This is a genomic window from Halalkalibacillus halophilus DSM 18494, assembly GCF_000423105.1.
Lineage (GTDB): Bacteria > Bacillota > Bacilli > Bacillales > Alkalibacillaceae > Halalkalibacillus > Halalkalibacillus halophilus.
Window position 1 is genome coordinate 1 of the sequence record NZ_AUHI01000022.1, and the last position, 19,563, is coordinate 19,563.

A 19,563-nucleotide genomic window follows, 5' to 3' on the forward strand; every position below is an offset into this window, starting at 1 on the left:
TGGTTTTAGCACTCTGTGATTTTAGTTATGAATGTGCAAATGAAGTTTGATCTGAACGTAGTGGGATATAGTTTTAGCACTCTAAGATATTGATTATGAATGTACATTTTTACTTTATTGATTGTCTAAGCATTAAGCTTTTTTGTTGGGTACGTTATTTCTTGTGAATGAAATGAATCTATTTCAGTTTATCTTCTATAATCCTTTTTACTTCAGCCATATTTTTTTCTATAAAGAGGTGACAAAGTTTTGATTAGTATAGTTTAATTAAGAGCAATAAGTTTGATTTCATTAAGTTAATTAGGTGGAATTATAATAGATGATAGCGTAATGAAACTATTAAACACCTTTAAACCTCATCCCCTTGCACAGGCTCCGTACCATCATGAAAATTAATACGAATGGACTTCCCTTTTTCAAAATCGAGAGAATTCATTACTTGAAAATGAATGTGTGGCTCAGATGAATTACCGGAATTTCCACAAACTCCAATCACTTGTCCTTATTCAACAAACTGCCCTTTGTGAACAGGTATTGATCCTTGTTTTAAATGTGCGATTAAACTGTATTCTTTATAATCGTGTTCTATTATGACTGCATTTCCTAAAAGATGTTCTTCGTTCATTGTTCCAGGGTTATTATCTGGAATGTCATCAATGATTTCTATTACTTTTCCGGTTGCTGGGGCAATAACTTTTTCATTAAATGCAAAATAGTCCTCATTATGAGTTGGGGTTTCTTTGTAAGTTAAATTGTTTTTCATTTGTACTAAATCGTATGCATATCGTTGGTTTTCAAATTGGTAATGATGATTAATGAACTCGTTTAAACCGCCCCATACTACACTCCACTCACCTTCAATTGGCATCGAATAGCGATTTTTTGAAAGTATTGAATCGCTTTCGGGAAAAGTAATAAATGGCTTTAAGAAGAGTTGGTGAACTTGATTTGAATTGTCAAATATTGCTGATATTGCATTCTTTCGAGTGTTGTCTGACCAAACATAATGGACTAGCCCTTGGATGTTTGTGATACTTTCTACCTGATAGTAATCAACGGCTTTGTTAAAAGTTCGGACCGTCTCGATAAAATCCTCGGAACTTATGATGTTCTTCAGTTGATTGGACAGTGCCTCATATACATTTTCAAAATCTTCATCAAGCAATGCCTTTGTAAACTCATCTGGTTCAATAGAATACACAGCAAAGTCCCCCTACATTAAGTTTGTTGTAACCACACGTTTAGAATTCCTTTCGCTTATAGATCTGTATGGAAACGATATAAGATAATATAAATAATACCGCATTAATTACCATGAAGCTGGCTGAAAAGAGAAAGTCAGGATTGAATCTCTGAAGTGTCTCCAGTGTCATAAGAAACTCTTCATAAATATATGCACTTAAGAAAAATAACCCAAGCCCTGCACCGCCACCAATCATAATGACAAACTCTGCCTTCTCCGTACCTAATAGATAAGTTAATGGGTATGCAATAAACCCTAAGGTGAACGTGATTCCTAGTATGTTCATCACGGCATACATGTAACCCATTGATGGGTCTAAGTTTAATACATATTGTGCTAATAGAAACGCGATACAGGCAATTAGTAATCCAGTTAAGGTTAACGCAGCGAAGAATAGATAATGACTATTAACGACGCTACTCCGCTTGACTGGCAAAGTAAGTACGTACTTATTCCAACCTGATTTTGACTCGTGCTTTAATACTTCAAGTGCTGTTGTGGCCATTAGAATAACTGGAATAAAAGCCGCTAAACGCTGGGACACTGGATTCTCGAAGAAAATTAATATAGTTGCTGCTAGTAAGGCAAGTGGAACATAAGATAGAATTGATTTTTCAACAGAGTAATATTGATTAAGCATTAAGCCTTTCATACTATTTCACCTCTCATTAAGATTAATGTAATATCGTCGATTGAGAATTTTTTAGCTGTTAAAAATGGGGGTAATCCCTTTTGGTTTGAAATTAACACATCTAATAAATTTCCCTTTTTCTGATAAGCGACAATGTCACGTTTTTTTAGATTTTCATACTGACTTACATCACATTGAATGACTGCAAAATTATTTAGAAGATCTTGTTTGGATACCTCCCATAAAATTTCACCCTGTTTAATGAAAACAAGTGTATCTGCAATAGTTTCGATATCACTTGTTATATGGGAAGAAAGTAACACTCCTCTTCTTTTGTCACGTACAAATTCTTCGAGTACAGATAACATATCACTTCTTCCACCAGCATCAAGGCCTGCTGTAGCTTCATCCAATATAAGGAGTTTGGCATCGTGTGAGAGGGCCACTGCAACTGACAGTTTCATAGACATGCCTCTTGAAAATTCACTAATCTTTTTTGATTTTGGTAAAGCAAAGAAGTCTATATAAGAATAAAAAGTATCTGTATTCCATCTGTCGAATGTGTGTTGGAAGACCCCCTCTAACTTTTTTATAGTTAAAGTAGCCGGCAAATGTATGGAGTCAAATACCACACCAATATCTTCTTTCATATGTAGTTTGTCCGTATCCATTTCTTCTTCAAAAATTTTAATTGTACCGCTATCCTTTTTTAATAGGCCTAAAATAGAACTCATAGTTGTTGATTTGCCAGCCCCATTTTCGCCGATGAAACCTACAATGGAACCATAGGGGATGGATAAATTAACGCCTTTTAAACCAAACGCAGAATCAGAGTAAGTTTTTCTTAAATTATCTACTTCTAAAATTTTCTCCATTATTCTATATCTCCTTATTTTAAAAATTGTTATGACCATCCTGAGGTTAAAAATCTCCTAATGTATACACCATAATATCTTCAAGTGATGCACGTTCCATTACTATATAATCTCCCATTAATTTCCTGACGACTTCGGGCTGATTTGTTAGAGCTTCAAAGCCTATAGAAGTTTCTCTGATTTGTAGAAATAGTTTTCGAATATCAGAGTCTATTAATTCACATGCGCCTCGAACGATGTAATGTTGCTCCTTCATCGTTTCTTTGTCCTCGTTTAAGATAATCCTTCCGTCATTGATCAGAGTGATATAATCAGCTATTTGTTCAATATCTGAAATGATATGAGTAGAGAAAAAGATTGTTTTCTCTTCGTCTTGAATGACGTCTGTTAGTATATCTATAATCTCCCTGCGACTAATTGGGTCCAAACCTGATGTGGGTTCATCTAGAATCATTAAATCTGCATGGTGTGAGAGGGCAATAGCAATAGAAAGTTTGGTTGTCATTCCCTTTGATAAGTACTTGATTTTTCGATTCCAAGGAAGGTCTAAACGTTTCATATAATAAGCAAATACATCATCATCCCATTTGGAATAGAAAGGTGCTATAATTTTTTTCATTTTTTTAATAGTTAAATGTTCATATAACTGGTGGTCTGCGTAAATAAATCCTATGCGTTGTCTTATGTCCTTTTGATGATTTGAGTAATCATCACCGAATACTTTAATTGCGCCTGAATCTTGTTCGAGAAGGTTGAGCATCAACTTAATAGTTGTTGTTTTCCCTGCGCCATTAGGTCCAATAAAACCTGTAATGTACCCTTTTTTTACTGATAAGGATAGATCTTTTATTTGAAAACCTTGATAGGATTTATTTACGTTCGAAAATATTACAGCATCTTCCACTACTCTCCCTCCTCATATAACATAGTTAATAGTTCTTGTAGTTGTGGTAAGGAGATGTTTAAGTTCTTTCCCTCTTTAACCACTTCAGCAAGTTCTTCTTCCACCATTTTTAGGCGCTTTTCTTGAATTAGATTACTACTTTGGCCAGCGACAAAAGACCCCTTGCCTACGAAAGAAGTGATATAACCTTCTTTTTCTAGTTCTTCATATGCTCGTTTTGTTGTAATTACACTAATCCGCAACTCTTGTGCGAGTCCCCGCATAGATGGTAGGGAAGCGCCTTCTTTTAATTCATCTCGCAGAATACTCTGCTTCACTTGATTTTTAATTTGTTGATAAATTGGTTCTTGTGATGAATTGGAAAGGATGATTTTCATAAATAACCTCGCTGGTAGTAAGTTTGTATATATTGTATATGTACTATATATACAATGTCAATTTTTTTGTGAATTATTTCTGTTTTGAAGCAAAATTAAAATAACCCCTCTTACTCGAGAGATTATTATAAATTTAAAATATATATGTTCTACAAGTTCAACTGATCAATCTTTCTCTGCACAGCCTCCATCCATTCTGTTAATTCGGCCACTTGTTGAACCAACTGATTGTTAGAATCAATTAATTGATTAATTTGGCTTTGCATATTTTCTATAGTTGCATCTAAGTTTTGTTGATCTTCTGCATCTTGTTGCAGAGAAAGTTTGGTTTCTTCTATCGACTGAATGACCGAGATGGTACCTATTAAATCTGCTATGGTCGTTAGAGAGGAGGCTAGGAGTGCTGTTCTGTAACTTTCAGGTAACTCTATTTCATCTTGGTTGTTATCGTTTTTAAATTTATCATCCACTTAGGAACCAATCTTTCTTAATAGGATTTTAAAGCTAGCTCATCCTATTTTATGTTGCCTATTAGTTAATATGCTTGCTTCGTGTTTCACCTTATTTTAACTATTGGTTATAATTAAACTAGTCAGATATAAAAGGGGTGGGAGAAGTTGCTAACGAGTTATGATGCATTAATTAAAGAAGACTTGATAGGTTCTTTTCAAAAATTCGACCTAGGGGAAATACAAGAATTATCTCAGGCGGAGATGCCTAATTTTTCTTGGGAAGATCAAGACCGAACGTTATTTCTTGGTATTGATCTGCAAAATGATTTTATGGAAAGTGGTGCTTTAGGGGTACCAGGTTCTCATGAGGATATGAAGCGAACACTTCAGTTTATTTATCATAATTTTAATCGTATTTCACAAATAATGGTTTCATTAGATACGCATTCTCTTCAACAAGTATTCCACCCTACATGGTGGGTGGATCGGGATGGAAATCACCCAGCTCCTTTAACGATTATTCGTTCGAAGGATATTGATGCAGGGTCATGGCGACCTGTAATGGCGGAGGAAATGACTCGTGACTATGTAAAAGGGTTAGAGGAACATGGAAATAAGGACCTTTGTATTTGGCCTTTCCATTGTATAGAAGGAACTCCGGGTGCCGCGTTAGAAAGTCAATTCTCTCGGATGGTTCATTTTCACACGTTTGTCTCTGGAAGTCCGATTTCAAAGGTAGTAAAGGGGAAGGATCCCTATAGTGAGAAATATGGGATCGTTGAACCTGAGTATAGTCAGGATGATTTAACTGATTACGCATTGCTCAGCCACTTGGAGAAGTTCGATCGAATAGTGATTGCGGGACAAGCTGAGTCACACTGTGTGTATGAATCGGTTAGGCAAATTTGCGAATATTTTTATGATCGACCTGAAATAACAAAAAACATATTTGTCTTAAAAGATTGTATGAGTTGCATCCCTGGATTTGAAGAAGAAACGGAGAAAAATTGGGACAGGCTGAAGCAATATTTCCATATTAATCTGGTACACTCGAAGGAGTTTTCTTTGTAGATAATTGTTATATTTCCCGGGAAATAATCGAATGAGGGGTGGATTTGCGTGCGGAAAATAGGAGTTATTGGCGGAATGAGTTGGGAATCAACAGCTTTGTATTATCGAATGATTAATGAAGAAGTGAAGCGTGAACTAGGTGGGCTTCATTCAGCGGAAATGATTATTTATAGTGTTGATTTTGAAGAAATTGAGAGGTACCAAGCGAATAATGAGTGGGAGAAAGCAACGAACGTGTTGGCTGATGCTGCTAAGTCCCTAGAGAAAGCTGGTGCTGATTTCTTTATTCTTGCAACGAATACGATGCATAAGGTTATTGACGAAGTGGCAGCAGCTGTCAGCATACCAACCATTCATATTGCTGATGCTACGGCCCATGTGATTAAACAATCAGGCTTTACTCGTGTAGCTTTATTGGGGACCAAGTATACGATGGAGGAGCAGTTTTATAAAGGGAAATTAGAACAGCAAGGGATTCAAGTGAGTGTACCTAATGAAAAAGATCGAATGCTTATTAATGATGTCATTTTTAATGAGTTGGTGTTAGGAGATCTACGTGCTCCATCCAAATCCGGTTTTCTAGATATTATAGGAAATTTAACTCACCAGGGTGCTGAAGGGGTTATTTTAGGTTGTACAGAGATCGGGATGTTGGTTAAGTCTGATGATGTGGTGGTACCAGTGTATGACACGACCCAAATTCATGCTAAAGCCGCAGTGAAATATGCTTTAAACAAAGAATCTTAGAGCTCCTCCCTAAGATTCTTTTGGTCTGCTTCTTAACCATTCATCCACTCCCCAAAACAATGTAGATGCGAATGTTGCAGCTAAGAAGAAGACCCACATACTAGACCAGAACTGTGGAAATTGACCTATCATACCTGATGGATCTGCAATTATTCCGAGAACAAATATAAAGGCCATACCAAATAGGATATGTAGAATTAACGAGGTGTATTTTCTATTTGGTTCAGGTAGTTTTTTAGTTATCACATCTGCTAGAACAGAAGTTGGAATTCCATAAGAGATAATCCCACCAACTGCATACATTCCTATAATAGCAGTGGATAGAACAATTCCTAATTGTAATTCGCTTCCTAATAGGAGGACGAATAGGATGGTTGTTGCGAATGAGGTGACGAGAAAGGCTAAGAACTTTCTTAAGAGCATTTAATTTCACCAACTCTTTCATTTTAATTTTCACCCAGCTAGGCAAGTTACTTTTAGTAAGTATATAATTGTCCTACAATAAGAATTGTATCAGAAAGGGGAATAAAATAAATGACAAGTGAGAATTTTTTCAATAGAAGTGTAAAGCAATCTTGGCAAGTCAAGTATAGTAATAATGGTTATCCCCATGTACAAAATGGATTAGTTATCCCACCTGATCAAAATGAGCTTTTTGACCCTTTTTTAATTATGGCAGAAGACTGGTTTAAGCGTGGAACATTTTCCGATCATCCACACTTAGGCTTCCAAACAGTGACTTATGTTGTGGATGGAAGACTCGAGCATATTGATAATGCAGGTGGACATGATGTGATGGAAGCTGGAGATGTGCAATATATGAATGCAGGTAAAGGGGCGCGTCATGCTGAAGAACCAGTAGCGGATGACATTGTTCATTCCTTGCAACTATGGTTAAACTTACCGAAGCATCAAAAGAACACAGATCCGTTTTATCATAATGTATATGCAGAGGACGCAGAAGTTAATCGCTTTAACGGCGGTATGATGCGTGTCTATTCTGGTACTATTAACGGCACTATAGGACCGATGAAATCTGTTGTGCCCTTTGGTATGGCGGAAGTGGTATTAAAAGAAAATGTAGAACATGAAATGGAAATACCAGCTAACCATAATACGTTCATGTATGTCTTACAAGGAGAGTTAGAAGTTGGTGGTAACCAGGAAAAACTTCATAAGGGTTCCGTTGCACTAATGGATTTTCAAGAAGAAGCAGCTGATGAGTCGATGAGCAAAATTAAATTGAAAGCGAATCATCGTTCTAAATTTGTTATCTACACTGGTAAACCGATGCGCGAAGAAGTCGTAGCACGTGGTCCATTCATCACAAACACGATGGAAGAAATGGAACAAGCTTTTCGTGATTTTCAAAACGGTAAGTTCGGTGCGGCAGTTAAATCATAAGTATGACTAAAACTCCTTGGGATCATTCCCAAGGAGTTTTCTTATGTATTGTCGAATAGGGCAAGGAGTGAAATGAAATGAGGTTTATTAAATGATTATTCGAAGATATCAATCGGAGGATGAACAAGGGTGGTTACGGTGTCGAGTGCTTTCGTTTCTAGATACCGCCTATTTTGATAATGTGTTACAAGCAAAAGAAAGTTATGAAAACCCATCGATTGAACTAGTAGTTCTTGAAGACGATATGGTTGTAGGTTTAATGGATATCGAATATGAAAAAGAGCCAAATACCGTTTGTGCTCGAGGGAATGGTAGAGGTGGCATGATTTGGCACGTTGCGACTCACCCTGATTATCAACGCCGAGGGTATGGTGAAAGGTTACTAAAAGAAGCTGAGAAGTTGGCTCGCGAATTGGAGATTGACTACTTAGAGGCTTGGACAAGAGATGATCAGTGGGTGAATCTTTGGTATGAAAAGTTTGGCTTTGAAAAGTTCCAAACGTACTTACATGTTGTTGCAGTTGGGAATGATGAAGTCGGCAAACTAGTAGATCAGAAAAAAGGCTATTCTACTTTACAAGCATTTGCTCATTATAATGGGACAGAAGTGGATGAAGTAAAAAATAGTTTCACAAGGGTTCATGAATGCAATGGTTATGCCAAAACATTGAGGAATTAGGAGGATTGGATGATTAGAGAAGCTACACTTGAAGATACGGTACAAATTGCCTCTCTTATGAAACATTTGAGCTATCCAGTTAGTGAAGAGCGTATGAAAACACGTTTAGAAAAAATTTTAACCCATAAAGATTATCAAACATTTGTCTATGAACAGGATCAACAATTAATAGGACTCTCTGGGATGATGAAATGTTTCCGGTATGAATCAGATGATAGTTATGTTCGCGTCACTACTATGGTAGTAGACGAAAATTATCGGCAGCAAGGAATTGGTACAGCAATGATTCAACATATAGAAAAGTGGGCAAGAGATCAAGGCCTAGCGATGATCACTTTAAACAGTGGAAATCGAGAAGAGAGAAAACAAGCCCATCAATTCTATATACAGCGCGGTTTTGAACCGAAAGCAACGGGTTTTTATAAAAAGTTATAAACATTATTTTTTCTTGGCGATTGCTACAACAATTTGGATTACTAAAGAAAGTAACCCTATGATAAATGTACCGAACGCTAGTACAACCAAAATATATCCATATGTTTCCAAAGTAATGCACCTCCAAATAAGAACATGTGTTCGTATGAATAAGTATAAATCACGAACCTAGTTTCGTAAAGAGGAGGGACTAAATTGTGTATATGGAACTAAAAGTATGGATGAATCCCACCAAAACTGTGAATGATAAATATGGTTTGGAATACAATCGTGCGTTTACAATGGAAAGATATGGGGTAAATTTGTACTAAGTGGGTAGACTTTAGAAAGGGGTTTTAGACGTGAAAATGAATGTCACGCAAAAGTTAATTCAAGAACATTTAGTATCCGGGGAAATGACACCTGGAGAAGAGATCGGACTAAAAATTGATCAAACGTTAACACAAGATGCAACTGGTACAATGGTTATGTTGGAATTAGAGGCTATGGGAGTCGACCGGGCTCAGACAGAAGCGTCCGCTCAATATGTGGACCATAACTTAATCCAGGATGACTATCGTAATGCGGATGACCATCTATTTTTAAGAAGTGCTGCCAATCGTTTTGGCTTGTACTATAGTAGACCGGGTAATGGGGTAAGTCACCCAGTTCATATGCAACGTTTAGCTCGTCCAGGGCGTACATTATTAGGTTCAGATAGCCATACATGTGCAAATGGTTGTATGGGTATGCTTGCGATGGGAGCTGGTGGAATTGATGTTGCCATGGCAATTGCAGGTGAACCATATTATGTGAAGATGCCAGAGGTTTGGGGTGTTAAACTTACCGGCAAATTACCTGAATGGGTAAGTGCAAAAGACGTTATTCTAGAAATGCTTCGTCGCCATGATGTAAAAGGTGGCGTAGGTAAAGTTATCGAATATTATGGTCCAGGGCTAAAAGAATTATCTGCGATGGATCGTCACGTTATTGCAAATATGGGCGCTGAGCTAGGTGCTACTGCAACTGTATTCCCTTCTGATAAAGAAATCAAAAGGTATATGGATGCACAAGGACGTGTAGATGAATGGCATGAGCTAAAAGCAGATCGTGGTGCGAAGTATGATTTAGAGGAAGAGATCGACTTATCTACTTTGGAACCATTAATAGCGAAGCCATCTAGTCCAGGAAACGTAGTGCCAGTAAGTGAAGTAGCTGGTGAAACGATCTATCAGTCGTATATCGGCTCTTCTGCGAATCCAGGGTACCGTGACTTTGCAATTGCTGCAGAGATTGTGAAAGGCAAAACAATTGCGGACGGACTTTCCTTTGATATCAACCCGACTTCTCGTCAGTTACTAACGAAAATGGTTGACGAGGGTCATATTGCTAGCTTATTAGGCGCAGGTGCCCGTTTACACCAAGCAGGTTGTAATGGTTGTATTGGAATGGGACAAGCACCGGCTTCTGGAAGAAATAGTTTACGTACAACTCCACGTAACTTCCCTGGTCGTTCAGGTACAAAAGAAGATGCGGTTTTCTTATGTAGCCCAGAAACAGCGGCAGCTTCCGCTTTAACGGGTGTGATCACTGATCCGAGAACATTGGATATGAAGTATCCGAAAATTAAGGAACCAGAAAATAAAAACCTGAAAGCTGAGATGAGAATGCTTGAAGCTCCATCTTCTGAGAAAGACGGAGTGAAAGTAGAACTAGAAAAAGGTCCAAATATCAATTCCATTCCACAAATGGATCCTTTAGAAGATCACTTTGAGGTTCCGGTTATGTTGAAGTTGGGAGACAACGTATCTACCGATGAAATTTTAGCTGGTGGTTCGCGCGTACTGCCGTTTAGAAGTAATTTAGAGAAAATCAGTACATTTACTTTTGAAATTGTAGATGATAAATATTATGAAAACTCAATGAGTAGTAAAGATGAAACAGGTCACGTTGTTGTTGCAGGAAATAACTATGGACAGGGATCTAGTCGTGAACATGCTGCCCTTGCACCAAGATACCTTGGTCTAAAAGCAGTTCTGGTAAAAGACTTTGCCCGTATTCACTTACAGAATTTAATTAACTTTGGTATCTTGCCAATTCAGTTCGTAGATGAATCAGATTACGATAAAATTGAACAAGATGATATTTTAATATTTGATAATGTGCGCGACACAATTCAAAACAATAATGAATTCGATGTGCAAATTAAGGATAAAAATGAAACAGTTCGTGTTTATCATGAGTTAACGGACCGTCACCTGGATATACTATTAGCCGGAGGAGTTATTAACTGGATTAAAGACAAACAAGAAAGTGAGGTTTAATTCTAGTGGGCTCTCAACAGTTTCGGTGTAAAGCATGTGATGGCGAAGGTTTATTAATGGATGATGAATCATGGCGCTATACATGCACGGTTTGTCGTGGCGATGGATTTGTCTCAAAGTATGAGAATCAAGACGAGGTTGCCATTGGCCATGTAGATGAAAACAAGCGATATTTAGATTAAGGAAAAGCAGGCGATTGATGCCTGCTTTTTCTATTGGTCAGTTTGTGGGGGATTTCAACTCAACATGGAAGATACTTATGCGCAAAAGTCCGCATGTATTCACAAAAGTGACTAGTTACGCTCGAGGATTCTAATATATCAACGAAAGTTAGTTAGATTACGACGAAACATTTGATGTTATGCACAAAAGTCACCAGTTATGTACGATAGTCCATCGATATGCACAAATCTTAAAATGATCGAAGCTCGTCTTTATATTATGTAAAAAAATAAATTTAATTTTTTAAAAAAATTTGGTAACAAACTAGAAAAGTGGGGTATAGGGAAAGGGAAATGACCGAATATAAATAATGACTATATATACACCTAGGAGTGGTTCATTATGCAAGGGGAAATGATTGTTAAGCAGTGGTTGTTTTGGAGGAATTATACTATTGATTTTGTGCAAGATTTGAATGAAGTGGAGCTTGACGTTACCCCGATTAATTTTGATAATACGATTCGTTGGAACATAGGACATATTCTAGTTGGTTGGGACGAAGTTGTCGCCGTGAACTTAGATAGGGAGAGAATTTTACCTGATAAGTTTCAAGTAATGTTTGGGAATGGAACTAGTCCTCAAGATTGGGAAGAAGAACCACCTTCTCATGAAAAGTTATTATTTTTATTAAACCAACAAACAGAGGACCTGGGATCCATAATCAATGATTATAGTGACCACCCTTTGAAGGCTCCTTTTGCAAACATGCAAACGGTTGGCGAAGTATGTCAGTTTTTAACTTCTCAAGAAACTTTACATTTAGGTAAAATGAATGCGATGAAGCTCATCATCCAAGGTAATGAGAACGATTAATTGACAAACACCTTGTTTCAACTGTACATTATGATATTGGTGGCAGTAGAAATGGGGGGATCCTATGACTTGGGAAATTTTAAACGTAATTGGAACAATGGCTTTTGCGATCAGTGGTGCCATTGTTGCATTAGATGAAAAATATGATTTGTTTGGTGTTTATTTGTTAGGTTTCACTACTGCTTTTGGTGGTGGGCTTATTCGTCATGTTGTTTTAGGTCTCCCTGTTGCTGAAGTCTGGGAACAAAGTATGTTGTTTTTTATAGCATTTATTACACTTAGTATATTATTTTTTGTTCCTTTTCACTGGTTTATGAACGGTTGGCATCGATGGGGAGCGTTTTTCGACTCGATTGGGCTTGCGGCATTTGCGGTGCAAGGTGCGACTTTTGCTGTCGCTGCAGGATTTCCATTAAGTGCAACGATTGTAGCAGCTGTATTAACTGGTACAGGTGGAGGAATGATTCGTGATTTACTAGCTGGTAGAAAACCATTAGTACTACATAAAGAAATTTATGCCATGTGGGCTGTGCTTGGTGCTTTAGCAATTGGCTTAGGAATTGCTTCTTCGACATTCGAATTGCTTGCACTGGTTGTTTTAATTATATTATTACGCATGCTGTCGGTACTTTATAATTGGAGACTTCCTTCCAGGAGCGATTGGTTATGGCAGCTAAGGAAAATCGGGGATTGGTTGAAGAAGTCCTAATAAAAGAAGCTGGTTGTTTTTTCGCAAATCAACCAGCTTCTTTTTTATTTATTTGATATAAGCTACAGCTTCAATCTCTACTTGTACATCTTTCGGTAATTTACTCACTTCAAATGCAGCTCTTGCTGGGTATGGTTCTTCTAGAAAGCTAGCGTAGATCTCATTTACTTTTGTAAAGTCATCCATCGATTTTAAAAGAATGGTTGTTTTCACTAAATGACTGTAGTCGAGGTTAGCTTCTTGTATGATTGCGCCGACATTTTTCATTACTTGTTTGGTTTGTTCTTCGACATCTTCACTTACTATTTCCATGGAACTAGGATCTAATGGAATCTGGCCAGAAATATACAGGGTATTTTCCACCTGTACGGCTTGAGAATAAGGGCCGATTGCTTGTGGTGCGTTGCTTGTTTCGATAATTTTTTTCATCATCATTCTCCTTTCTTCCTTATTATATCTTAGCAAATTCCATAATAAGAATAAAATGAATTTTAAAACTATTCAATATTTGCTATACTACTGTTGTCACAGATTGACATTATAATGGAAAGACAACTTACTGGAGGGATCGGAATTGAATAGAGAAGAATTAATTGCACCCGAAACGTATAATATTGTAAGTGAATTTGAGAAATATGCAGATGGAAAAGGTCGAACGGCAGTAAAGTATAAAAGTGAACATGGGGAAGAAGCAAGTGTAACGTATGATGATTTGATAGAGCGTGCAAATAAAATTGCAGGAGCTCTTTATGGAAAAGGATTAAATAAAGGCGATAAAATTTTAGTGATGATTCCAAGATTTATCCGTGCTTATGAAGTGTATGTGGCTGCTTTAAAAGCAGGATTTGTCGTAATTCCAAGTTCCGAAATGTTGCGTGCGAAAGATATTGAATATCGTGTGCACCATGGGGATGTGAAGGCGATTATTAGTTATCACCCTTATGTGGAGGAATTTGAAAAGGTAGATCGTGTGCACGATTTAATACGTTTTACTGTTGGAGAATCTAAGCAAGGTTGGTTGAATTTAGATGAAGAAGCAGGTAAGTCGTCTGGTGATTTTAAAACGGTGTCTACCTCAAGAGACGATATGGCTTTCTTATCTTATACGTCTGGAACGACTGGAAACCCCAAAGGTGTCGTTCATACACATGGTTGGGGGTACGCGCATTTACAAACTGCAGCTTCCAATTGGTTAGGAATCAATGAAGGAGATGTCGTGTGGGCGACAGCCGGACCTGGTTGGGCGAAATGGCTATGGAGTCCATTCTTATCTGTATTAGGATCTGGGGCGACTGGCTTTGTCTATCAAGGGAAGTTTTCACCAACAACATATTTAGATCTTTTAGAAGAACAAAAGGTCAATGTTTTATGTTGTACTCCTACTGAATACAGGTTAATGGCAAAAGTGGACGGGTTAGATCGTTATGAGTTGAAAGATCTACACAGTGCTGTTTCTGCAGGAGAGCCACTGAATAGAGAAGTGATTGATACGTTTGAGAAACATTTTAATTTAACCGTGCGAGATGGCTATGGCCAGACGGAAAACACGTTACTGGTAGGGATAACAAAAGAGATGGAAGTTCGTCCTGGATCGATGGGTAAACCTACACCGGGTAACCGCGTCGAAATTATCAATGAAGATGGCTTACCAGTTGGCGTTAGTGAAGTAGGAGATATTGCCGTGCATAAAACAACACCTGCTTTATTTAAAAATTACTATAAAGATGATGAGAAAACAAAAGCAACGTATCGAGGGGACTATTATTTAACTGGTGACCAAGCGAGTAAAGATGAAGATGGCTACTTCTGGTTTGAAGGACGTAGTGACGATATCATTATCAGTTCGGGTTACACGATTGGACCATTCGAGGTCGAAGATGCACTTGTAAAACATTCGGATGTGCAAGAATGTGCAGTCGTTGCTAGTCCTGATGAAGTTCGAGGAGCAGTCGTCAAAGCATTTGTCGTATTGAAAGATGGCGTGGATGCGGAGCGAGAAGGGTTTGTGAATGAGTTACAAGAACATGTGAAACAACTCACTGCACCGTATAAATATCCACGTAAGATAGAATTTATTAAAGAATTACCTAAAACAACTTCAGGTAAGATCCGTCGTATAGAATTACGTAGTCAAGAAGGATAGTAAATGGTTAGGCAGTTCCGTTTAAGGGGGAGTAGACTCCTTAGGCGGAACTGTTTTCATTTTATTTGGTGCAATATATCCACGAAAGTAAAGTTAAATTCAGAAATCCAAGCTCTTATCCACGAGAAAATTTTTATATCCAGAAAAGTCGAGACAATATCCATAAAACACAACATTTTATCCAGAAATCTAAGTGTATTTACAGAAATCTTCAACTTTATCCAGAAACCTCAATTCTTAACCTTCCTACACTTCAATCTCCTTAATCAATCTAGCCGGATTACCTCCCACAACTACTTGAGCGGGTACATCTTTTGTGACGACTGCTCCAGAAGCAATGACAGCATTGTCGCCAATCGTAACACCAGGGTTGATAATCGCGCCTCCACCGATCCATACATTGTTTCCAACAGTAACCGGTTGGGCAAATTCCTTTCCTGCATTTCGTTCCCCAGGGTGAAGTGGATGGGTGGCGGTGTATATATGTACGCCTGGTCCGAGCATGCAGTTATCACCGAAACGAACTTCGCAAACGTCCAAAATAGTACAATCGAAGTTTGCATAAAAATGGTTGCCTACATGTGTATTGTATCCATAATCGAAGCGGATGTTAGGCTCCATAAAGATGTTGTCTCCACTCGATCCAAGCACATCTTTTAAAATAGCGGAGCGCTCTGTAGCTTCGGTTTCAGGTAGTTGGTTGTACATTCTCGCCTTCTGTCTCATTTCCAGACGGTCGCTTACTAGTTCGGGGTCAGCAGGGTCATACATTTCTCCTGCTACCATTTTCATTTTTTCCGTAGCCATTCATCTTCCCCCTTTCCAAATCCTTTTAATGATAAGGATTCACATGCACGTATACGTCCTGAACTTCTGCATGTTTATCTACTAATTTCTCTTTTACTCTTGCTGCGATGGCATGCCCTTCATCCACGGTGATGTGCGGGTCTACGCTTATTTTCACATCAATAATCACATACGAGCCATGTGTGCGTGCAAGTAACATATCTAATCTTTCGACTCCGCTAATTTCCATCGTCGTTAATTCAAATTTCTTTGTACGTCCATCATCAAGTACGGTTTCTAATGTAACGCTGACTGCATCTTTTCCTATCTTGAAGCCCATCCACATAACGAGTAATGCAATAATTGCTCCTGCTAACGGGTCAAAGTAATATAAAAACGGAATGCCAAATTGGCTACCTAATAGCGATAAACCGATTCCGACCAATGCTACAAAAGATGAAATCGCATCTGAACGGTGGTGCCAAGCATCTGCTACTAAGGCGGGACTGTTCAAGCGATCTCCGAGGCGTTTTTTATATTGAAAAAGTACTTCTTTTACAATGATCGAAAAGATAATTACATATAAGGCAATGGTACTTGGGCGTGTATATTCATTTTCAAATAACGCGGTTACTGCATCTGTTAGAATTTCGACACCGACAACAATTAGTAATATCGCAACGATTAACGTAGCGATATTCTCTGCTTTCCCGTGACCATACGGATGTTCCGGGTCCGGTGGCTTTTGAGCTGCTCGAATACCTACTAATACAGCGATCGAGCTTACGACATCAGAAGCAGAGTGGAAGGCGTCGGCTATTAGCGCTTTACTATTTCCAACAACTCCAACAATTCCTTTTAAGATAGCTAATATTAAATTGGCAACAATTCCTACAATCGAAGCAAATTGTGCTTTTTGATTTCGATTTTCCATTTTAGAAACCCACTTTGTCGGTCATTTAGTATGTTTATCATATCAATAAATTTATAAGCACGTCTAACTTAATTTAAAGTAAATTTTAAATCAACCTCCTCATAGGATAGGTACATAAGTCTTTTTTATGAGAGGAAATGGTTAGATGTGTGGAATTGCTGGTTGGATCAATTATGAAAACGTGCAGGCAAGTGAATTAACGCAATTAAAAGAGATGACCGATTCACTGTACCGAAGAGGAATGGATGGAGAAGGTTTTTATATGAATAAGGATATTGCTTTTGGACATCGACGGCTTGCGATTATTGATGTAGAAAACGGAGCGCAGCCAATGACAGTAGAATATCAAGAAGCTAAATTTACGATTATATATAATGGTGAGCTTTATCATATGCAAGAAGTGAGAAATTATTTAATCGAGCAAGGGCATGCGTTTCAAACGACGTGTGATACAGAGGTGGTTGTTCATGCATATGCCCATTGGGGTGCGGACTGCCTTGACCATTTAAATGGTATTTTCGCTTTTGCTATCTGGGATGAGGAAAAGAGAGAGGTCTTTTTGGCAAGGGATCGGTTGGGAGTAAAGCCTTTATTTTATGCTGAGAAATCAAATGCGTTTTATTTCGCCTCCGAAATCAAGGCATTGTTAAAAGTGCCGACCATACGACCAATTGTTGACCAAGAAGGGCTTTCAGAGATATTCGGACTTGGACCTTCTAGGACGCCGGGGCATGCTGTATTTAAACAAATTCAAGAATTAGAAGCGGGCCACGCGATGTTAATTAAACCTTCGAGTGTGGAGAAGTGGAGGTACTGGCAGGTTAAAAGTGAGCCTCATCATGATTCTTTAGAAGAAACAATTGAAAAAGTAAGAGAACTATTCATCAATGCTGTAGAGGGTCAGTTAGTTTCAGATGTTCCGGTGGGGACTTTTTTATCTGGTGGATTAGACTCAAGTGCAATCACTGCGGTAGCTGCGAATTACTTACAAGACCGGGAACAAACAACTTTAAAGACATTTTCGATTGATTATCAAGGGAACGAAGAATATTTTCAAACATCGACTTTTCAACCGAATAATGACCGTGATTTTAAGGCATTAATTTCTGAAAAATATGAGACGAAGCACAAAGATTTTTTCATAGATGAACAAACATTGGCAACGTACTTACAAGAGTCTGTACATGTGAGAGACGTTCCTGGTATGGCTGATATTGATTCTTCCTTACTTTGGTTTTGTGAACAAGTAAAAGATGAGGTAAGTGTTGGGTTATCAGGAGAATGCGCGGATGAGATCTTTGGGGGGTATCCATGGTTTCAAGCAGAAGAAAGTTACTCCAATTTTCCTTGGATTCGTTCCTTAGAGCGACGAAATGCGTTACTACGACCGGAATGGCGAAAGAAGTTACAGTTAGATAAATATATTCAGAAGCGATTTCAAGATACAATCGCAGACACTCCATTATTAGAAGGGGAAAGCGAACAAGACGAGAGAAGGCGTCAGCTTTTTTATGTGAATATGCAGTGGTTCATGGCGCAATTATTAGAAAGAAAAGACAGAATGAGTATGGGGGCAACACTTGAGGTTCGTGTACCTTTTGCAGACCATTACTTAGTTGAATATTTATGGAATGTGCCATGGGAGATGAAACAACTCGATGGGGAAGAAAAAGGGTTACTGAGAAAATCAATGGAAGGATTATTGCCAGATGAAATTGTACACCGGAAGAAAAGTCCTTATCCGAAGACATTCCAGCCGCTCTATGAAAAGCTAGTGCGAGTGAAAGCGGAGAAAATGTTAGTAGATCCTGAAGCAAGGATATTTGAAATTGTCTCAAAAGAAGCATTCCGAAACTTAATGGATCATGAGTCCACATTTGAGACTCCGTGGTATGGTCAATTGATGGCTGGTCCGCAATTACTTGCTCACTTATGGCAGATTGATTATTGGATGAGGGCTTATCATATAGAGGTGGAAGGATAGATTTATCTAAATTCCAAAAAAATTCTTTTAACATGTTAAAGTTCGAACTGGAGTGATAATGTTATTTATTTCAATAATATTACAAACATTACAATTATGTAATCTATGCATACTTTTTTCGAATACGTGGGTATAGGAGTACTACAACGCAAAAAGTTGTAAAATATATATACAAAATAAGGAGTGGAGTTTCAATGAAAAAATGGTTAATTACTTTCCTAATGGTACCGATGCTAGCACTTGCTGCATGTGGTGATGACACAGAAGATAACGAAATGGATGGAGATCCAGAAACAGAAGACACAGAAGACATGGACACAGATACTGATTCTGATTCAGACATGGACACAGATGACGATGATGACGACGATGATGATGACATGATGGACGATGATGATGATGACGATGACGACATGTAATAAGTCATTATAGAGAAACAGAGAAGGCAATTGCCTTCTCTGTTTTTTTTGTGATAAATATTTTGTCATAGGATACAGTTCTATGGTTTTTATTCTAATGATTAAGTCCATATAATTGTGTAAAAAGAAAAGGGTCTCATCAATCCTTATGTTACAATGTTTTCACCGTAAAAACATAACAGGAGGAATTGATGATGACCCAACTTCATATTAACGTAGATTACGAGGAATTGAAAGCAGAGCTGATGGAGTCGAATCTCGGAGCCGTATCGAAATCATATATCGTCATTATGATGAACGCTTACATGGAGATGGAGCGAGATCAATACGTACAAACAACGAAATATGAACGACACATGGACCGACAAGATTACCGCAATGGCTACTATTCCCGGGACTATGTCACAGGTTTAGGAAAGATTGAATTAAAAG

At 38.0% G+C, this 19,563-nt stretch carries 24 protein-coding genes; 13 read left to right on the forward strand and 11 right to left on the reverse strand.

What is annotated here, in order from left to right; translation table 11 throughout:
• Positions 1–502: 502 nt before the first annotated feature.
• From G532_RS15225 to G532_RS0111350, 6 genes are all read right to left on the reverse strand, one after another.
• A complete protein-coding gene (locus tag G532_RS15225; protein ID WP_051189158.1) occupies positions 503–1,201 on the reverse strand; it encodes a M23 family metallopeptidase in 699 nt (232 codons plus the stop codon).
• Between the two features lie 40 nt (positions 1,202–1,241).
• Positions 1,242–1,895 carry an ABC-2 transporter permease gene (locus G532_RS0111330; RefSeq protein ID WP_027964918.1) on the reverse strand — a complete coding sequence of 218 codons (654 nt, stop codon included), beginning with the start codon at positions 1,893–1,895 and terminating at the stop codon, positions 1,242–1,244.
• Positions 1,892–2,749 (reverse strand): ABC transporter ATP-binding protein, encoded by an 858-nt coding sequence (locus tag G532_RS0111335; protein WP_027964919.1) that lies wholly within the window; start codon positions 2,747–2,749, stop codon positions 1,892–1,894. The genes G532_RS0111330 and G532_RS0111335 overlap by 4 nt, the downstream gene beginning before the upstream one ends.
• A 46-nt stretch (positions 2,750–2,795) precedes the next feature.
• The gene (locus G532_RS0111340; protein WP_027964920.1) at positions 2,796–3,653 is read right to left on the reverse strand and encodes an ABC transporter ATP-binding protein; all 858 of its coding nucleotides are present in this window, start codon (positions 3,651–3,653) and stop codon (positions 2,796–2,798) included.
• Positions 3,653–4,030, reverse strand: a complete 378-nt coding sequence (locus G532_RS0111345) for a GntR family transcriptional regulator (protein WP_027964921.1) — start codon at positions 4,028–4,030, stop codon at positions 3,653–3,655. Before G532_RS0111345 ends, G532_RS0111340 begins: the two co-directional genes overlap by 1 nt.
• Before the next feature lie 149 nt (positions 4,031–4,179).
• Positions 4,180–4,500, reverse strand: a complete 321-nt coding sequence (locus tag G532_RS0111350) for a hypothetical protein (protein ID WP_027964922.1) — start codon at positions 4,498–4,500, stop codon at positions 4,180–4,182.
• Positions 4,501–4,647: 147 nt separating this feature from the next.
• Between G532_RS0111350 and G532_RS0111355 the strand changes: the two genes are divergently transcribed.
• Together G532_RS0111355 and G532_RS0111360 are read left to right on the forward strand one after the other, a co-directional pair.
• Complete coding sequence (locus G532_RS0111355; RefSeq protein WP_027964923.1) at positions 4,648–5,553, forward strand: cysteine hydrolase family protein; 906 nt, start codon at positions 4,648–4,650, stop codon at positions 5,551–5,553.
• A gap of 48 nt (positions 5,554–5,601) precedes the next feature.
• Positions 5,602–6,300, forward strand: a complete 699-nt coding sequence (locus G532_RS0111360) for an aspartate/glutamate racemase family protein (RefSeq protein WP_027964924.1) — start codon at positions 5,602–5,604, stop codon at positions 6,298–6,300.
• 9 nt (positions 6,301–6,309) lie between these two features.
• On the opposite strand, the gene G532_RS0111365 is transcribed toward G532_RS0111360, so the two are convergent.
• Positions 6,310–6,723, reverse strand: a complete 414-nt coding sequence (locus G532_RS0111365) for a hypothetical protein (RefSeq protein ID WP_027964925.1) — start codon at positions 6,721–6,723, stop codon at positions 6,310–6,312.
• Positions 6,724–6,834: 111 nt separating this feature from the next.
• Here G532_RS0111365 and G532_RS0111370 point away from each other — a divergent pair, with 111 nt between their 5' ends.
• From G532_RS0111370 to G532_RS0111380, 3 genes are all read left to right on the forward strand, one after another.
• Positions 6,835–7,704 carry a pirin family protein gene (locus G532_RS0111370; protein WP_027964926.1) on the forward strand — a complete coding sequence of 290 codons (870 nt, stop codon included), beginning with the start codon at positions 6,835–6,837 and terminating at the stop codon, positions 7,702–7,704.
• 91 nt (positions 7,705–7,795) lie between these two features.
• The gene (locus tag G532_RS0111375; protein ID WP_027964927.1) at positions 7,796–8,383 is read left to right on the forward strand and encodes a GNAT family N-acetyltransferase; all 588 of its coding nucleotides are present in this window, start codon (positions 7,796–7,798) and stop codon (positions 8,381–8,383) included.
• Positions 8,384–8,392: 9 nt separating this feature from the next.
• A complete protein-coding gene (locus tag G532_RS0111380) occupies positions 8,393–8,818 on the forward strand; it encodes a GNAT family N-acetyltransferase (RefSeq protein WP_027964928.1) in 426 nt (141 codons plus the stop codon).
• A gap of 3 nt (positions 8,819–8,821) precedes the next feature.
• Here the strand turns inward: G532_RS0111380 and G532_RS16110 are convergent, their stop codons facing one another.
• Positions 8,822–8,929: a putative holin-like toxin gene (locus tag G532_RS16110; protein ID WP_169513909.1), complete on the reverse strand. Its 108-nt coding sequence runs from the start codon at positions 8,927–8,929 to the stop codon at positions 8,822–8,824.
• A 230-nt stretch (positions 8,930–9,159) separates the two neighbouring features.
• Here G532_RS16110 and G532_RS0111395 point away from each other — a divergent pair, with 230 nt between their 5' ends.
• From G532_RS0111395 to G532_RS0111410, 4 genes are all read left to right on the forward strand, one after another.
• Entirely contained in the window at positions 9,160–11,121 is a 1,962-nt protein-coding gene (locus G532_RS0111395; protein ID WP_027964929.1) for an aconitate hydratase, read from the forward strand.
• A gap of 56 nt (positions 11,122–11,177) precedes the next feature.
• Positions 11,178–11,303 carry a hypothetical protein gene (locus G532_RS16305; protein ID WP_281170538.1) on the forward strand — a complete coding sequence of 42 codons (126 nt, stop codon included), beginning with the start codon at positions 11,178–11,180 and terminating at the stop codon, positions 11,301–11,303.
• Between the two features lie 382 nt (positions 11,304–11,685).
• Positions 11,686–12,156: a DinB family protein gene (locus G532_RS15230; protein ID WP_051189159.1), complete on the forward strand. Its 471-nt coding sequence runs from the start codon at positions 11,686–11,688 to the stop codon at positions 12,154–12,156.
• Positions 12,157–12,220: 64 nt separating this feature from the next.
• A complete protein-coding gene (locus G532_RS0111410; protein WP_027964930.1) occupies positions 12,221–12,865 on the forward strand; it encodes a trimeric intracellular cation channel family protein in 645 nt (214 codons plus the stop codon).
• 48 nt (positions 12,866–12,913) lie between these two features.
• Here G532_RS0111410 and G532_RS0111415 read toward each other — a convergent pair whose 3' ends face one another.
• Complete coding sequence (locus G532_RS0111415; RefSeq protein WP_027964931.1) at positions 12,914–13,294, reverse strand: RidA family protein; 381 nt, start codon at positions 13,292–13,294, stop codon at positions 12,914–12,916.
• A gap of 145 nt (positions 13,295–13,439) precedes the next feature.
• Between G532_RS0111415 and mbcS the strand changes: the two genes are divergently transcribed.
• A complete protein-coding gene (mbcS, locus tag G532_RS0111420; protein ID WP_027964932.1) occupies positions 13,440–15,008 on the forward strand; it encodes an acyl-CoA synthetase MbcS in 1,569 nt (522 codons plus the stop codon).
• 246 nt (positions 15,009–15,254) lie between these two features.
• Here the strand turns inward: mbcS and G532_RS0111425 are convergent, their stop codons facing one another.
• Positions 15,255–15,815, reverse strand: a complete 561-nt coding sequence (locus tag G532_RS0111425) for a sugar O-acetyltransferase (protein ID WP_027964933.1) — start codon at positions 15,813–15,815, stop codon at positions 15,255–15,257.
• Positions 15,816–15,840: 25 nt separating this feature from the next.
• Positions 15,841–16,728, reverse strand: a complete 888-nt coding sequence (locus tag G532_RS0111430; RefSeq protein ID WP_027964934.1) for a cation diffusion facilitator family transporter — start codon at positions 16,726–16,728, stop codon at positions 15,841–15,843.
• Between the two features lie 145 nt (positions 16,729–16,873).
• Here G532_RS0111430 and asnB point away from each other — a divergent pair, with 145 nt between their 5' ends.
• The 3 genes from asnB to G532_RS0111445 form a co-directional block, all read left to right on the forward strand.
• Entirely contained in the window at positions 16,874–18,712 is a 1,839-nt protein-coding gene (gene asnB, locus G532_RS0111435) for an asparagine synthase (glutamine-hydrolyzing) (RefSeq protein WP_027964935.1), read from the forward strand.
• Positions 18,713–18,906: 194 nt separating this feature from the next.
• Positions 18,907–19,131, forward strand: a complete 225-nt coding sequence (locus G532_RS15235; protein WP_051189160.1) for a hypothetical protein — start codon at positions 18,907–18,909, stop codon at positions 19,129–19,131.
• 194 nt (positions 19,132–19,325) lie between these two features.
• A partial coding sequence (locus G532_RS0111445) for a transposase (RefSeq protein WP_027964597.1) occupies positions 19,326–19,563 on the forward strand: 238 nt, incomplete at its 3' end.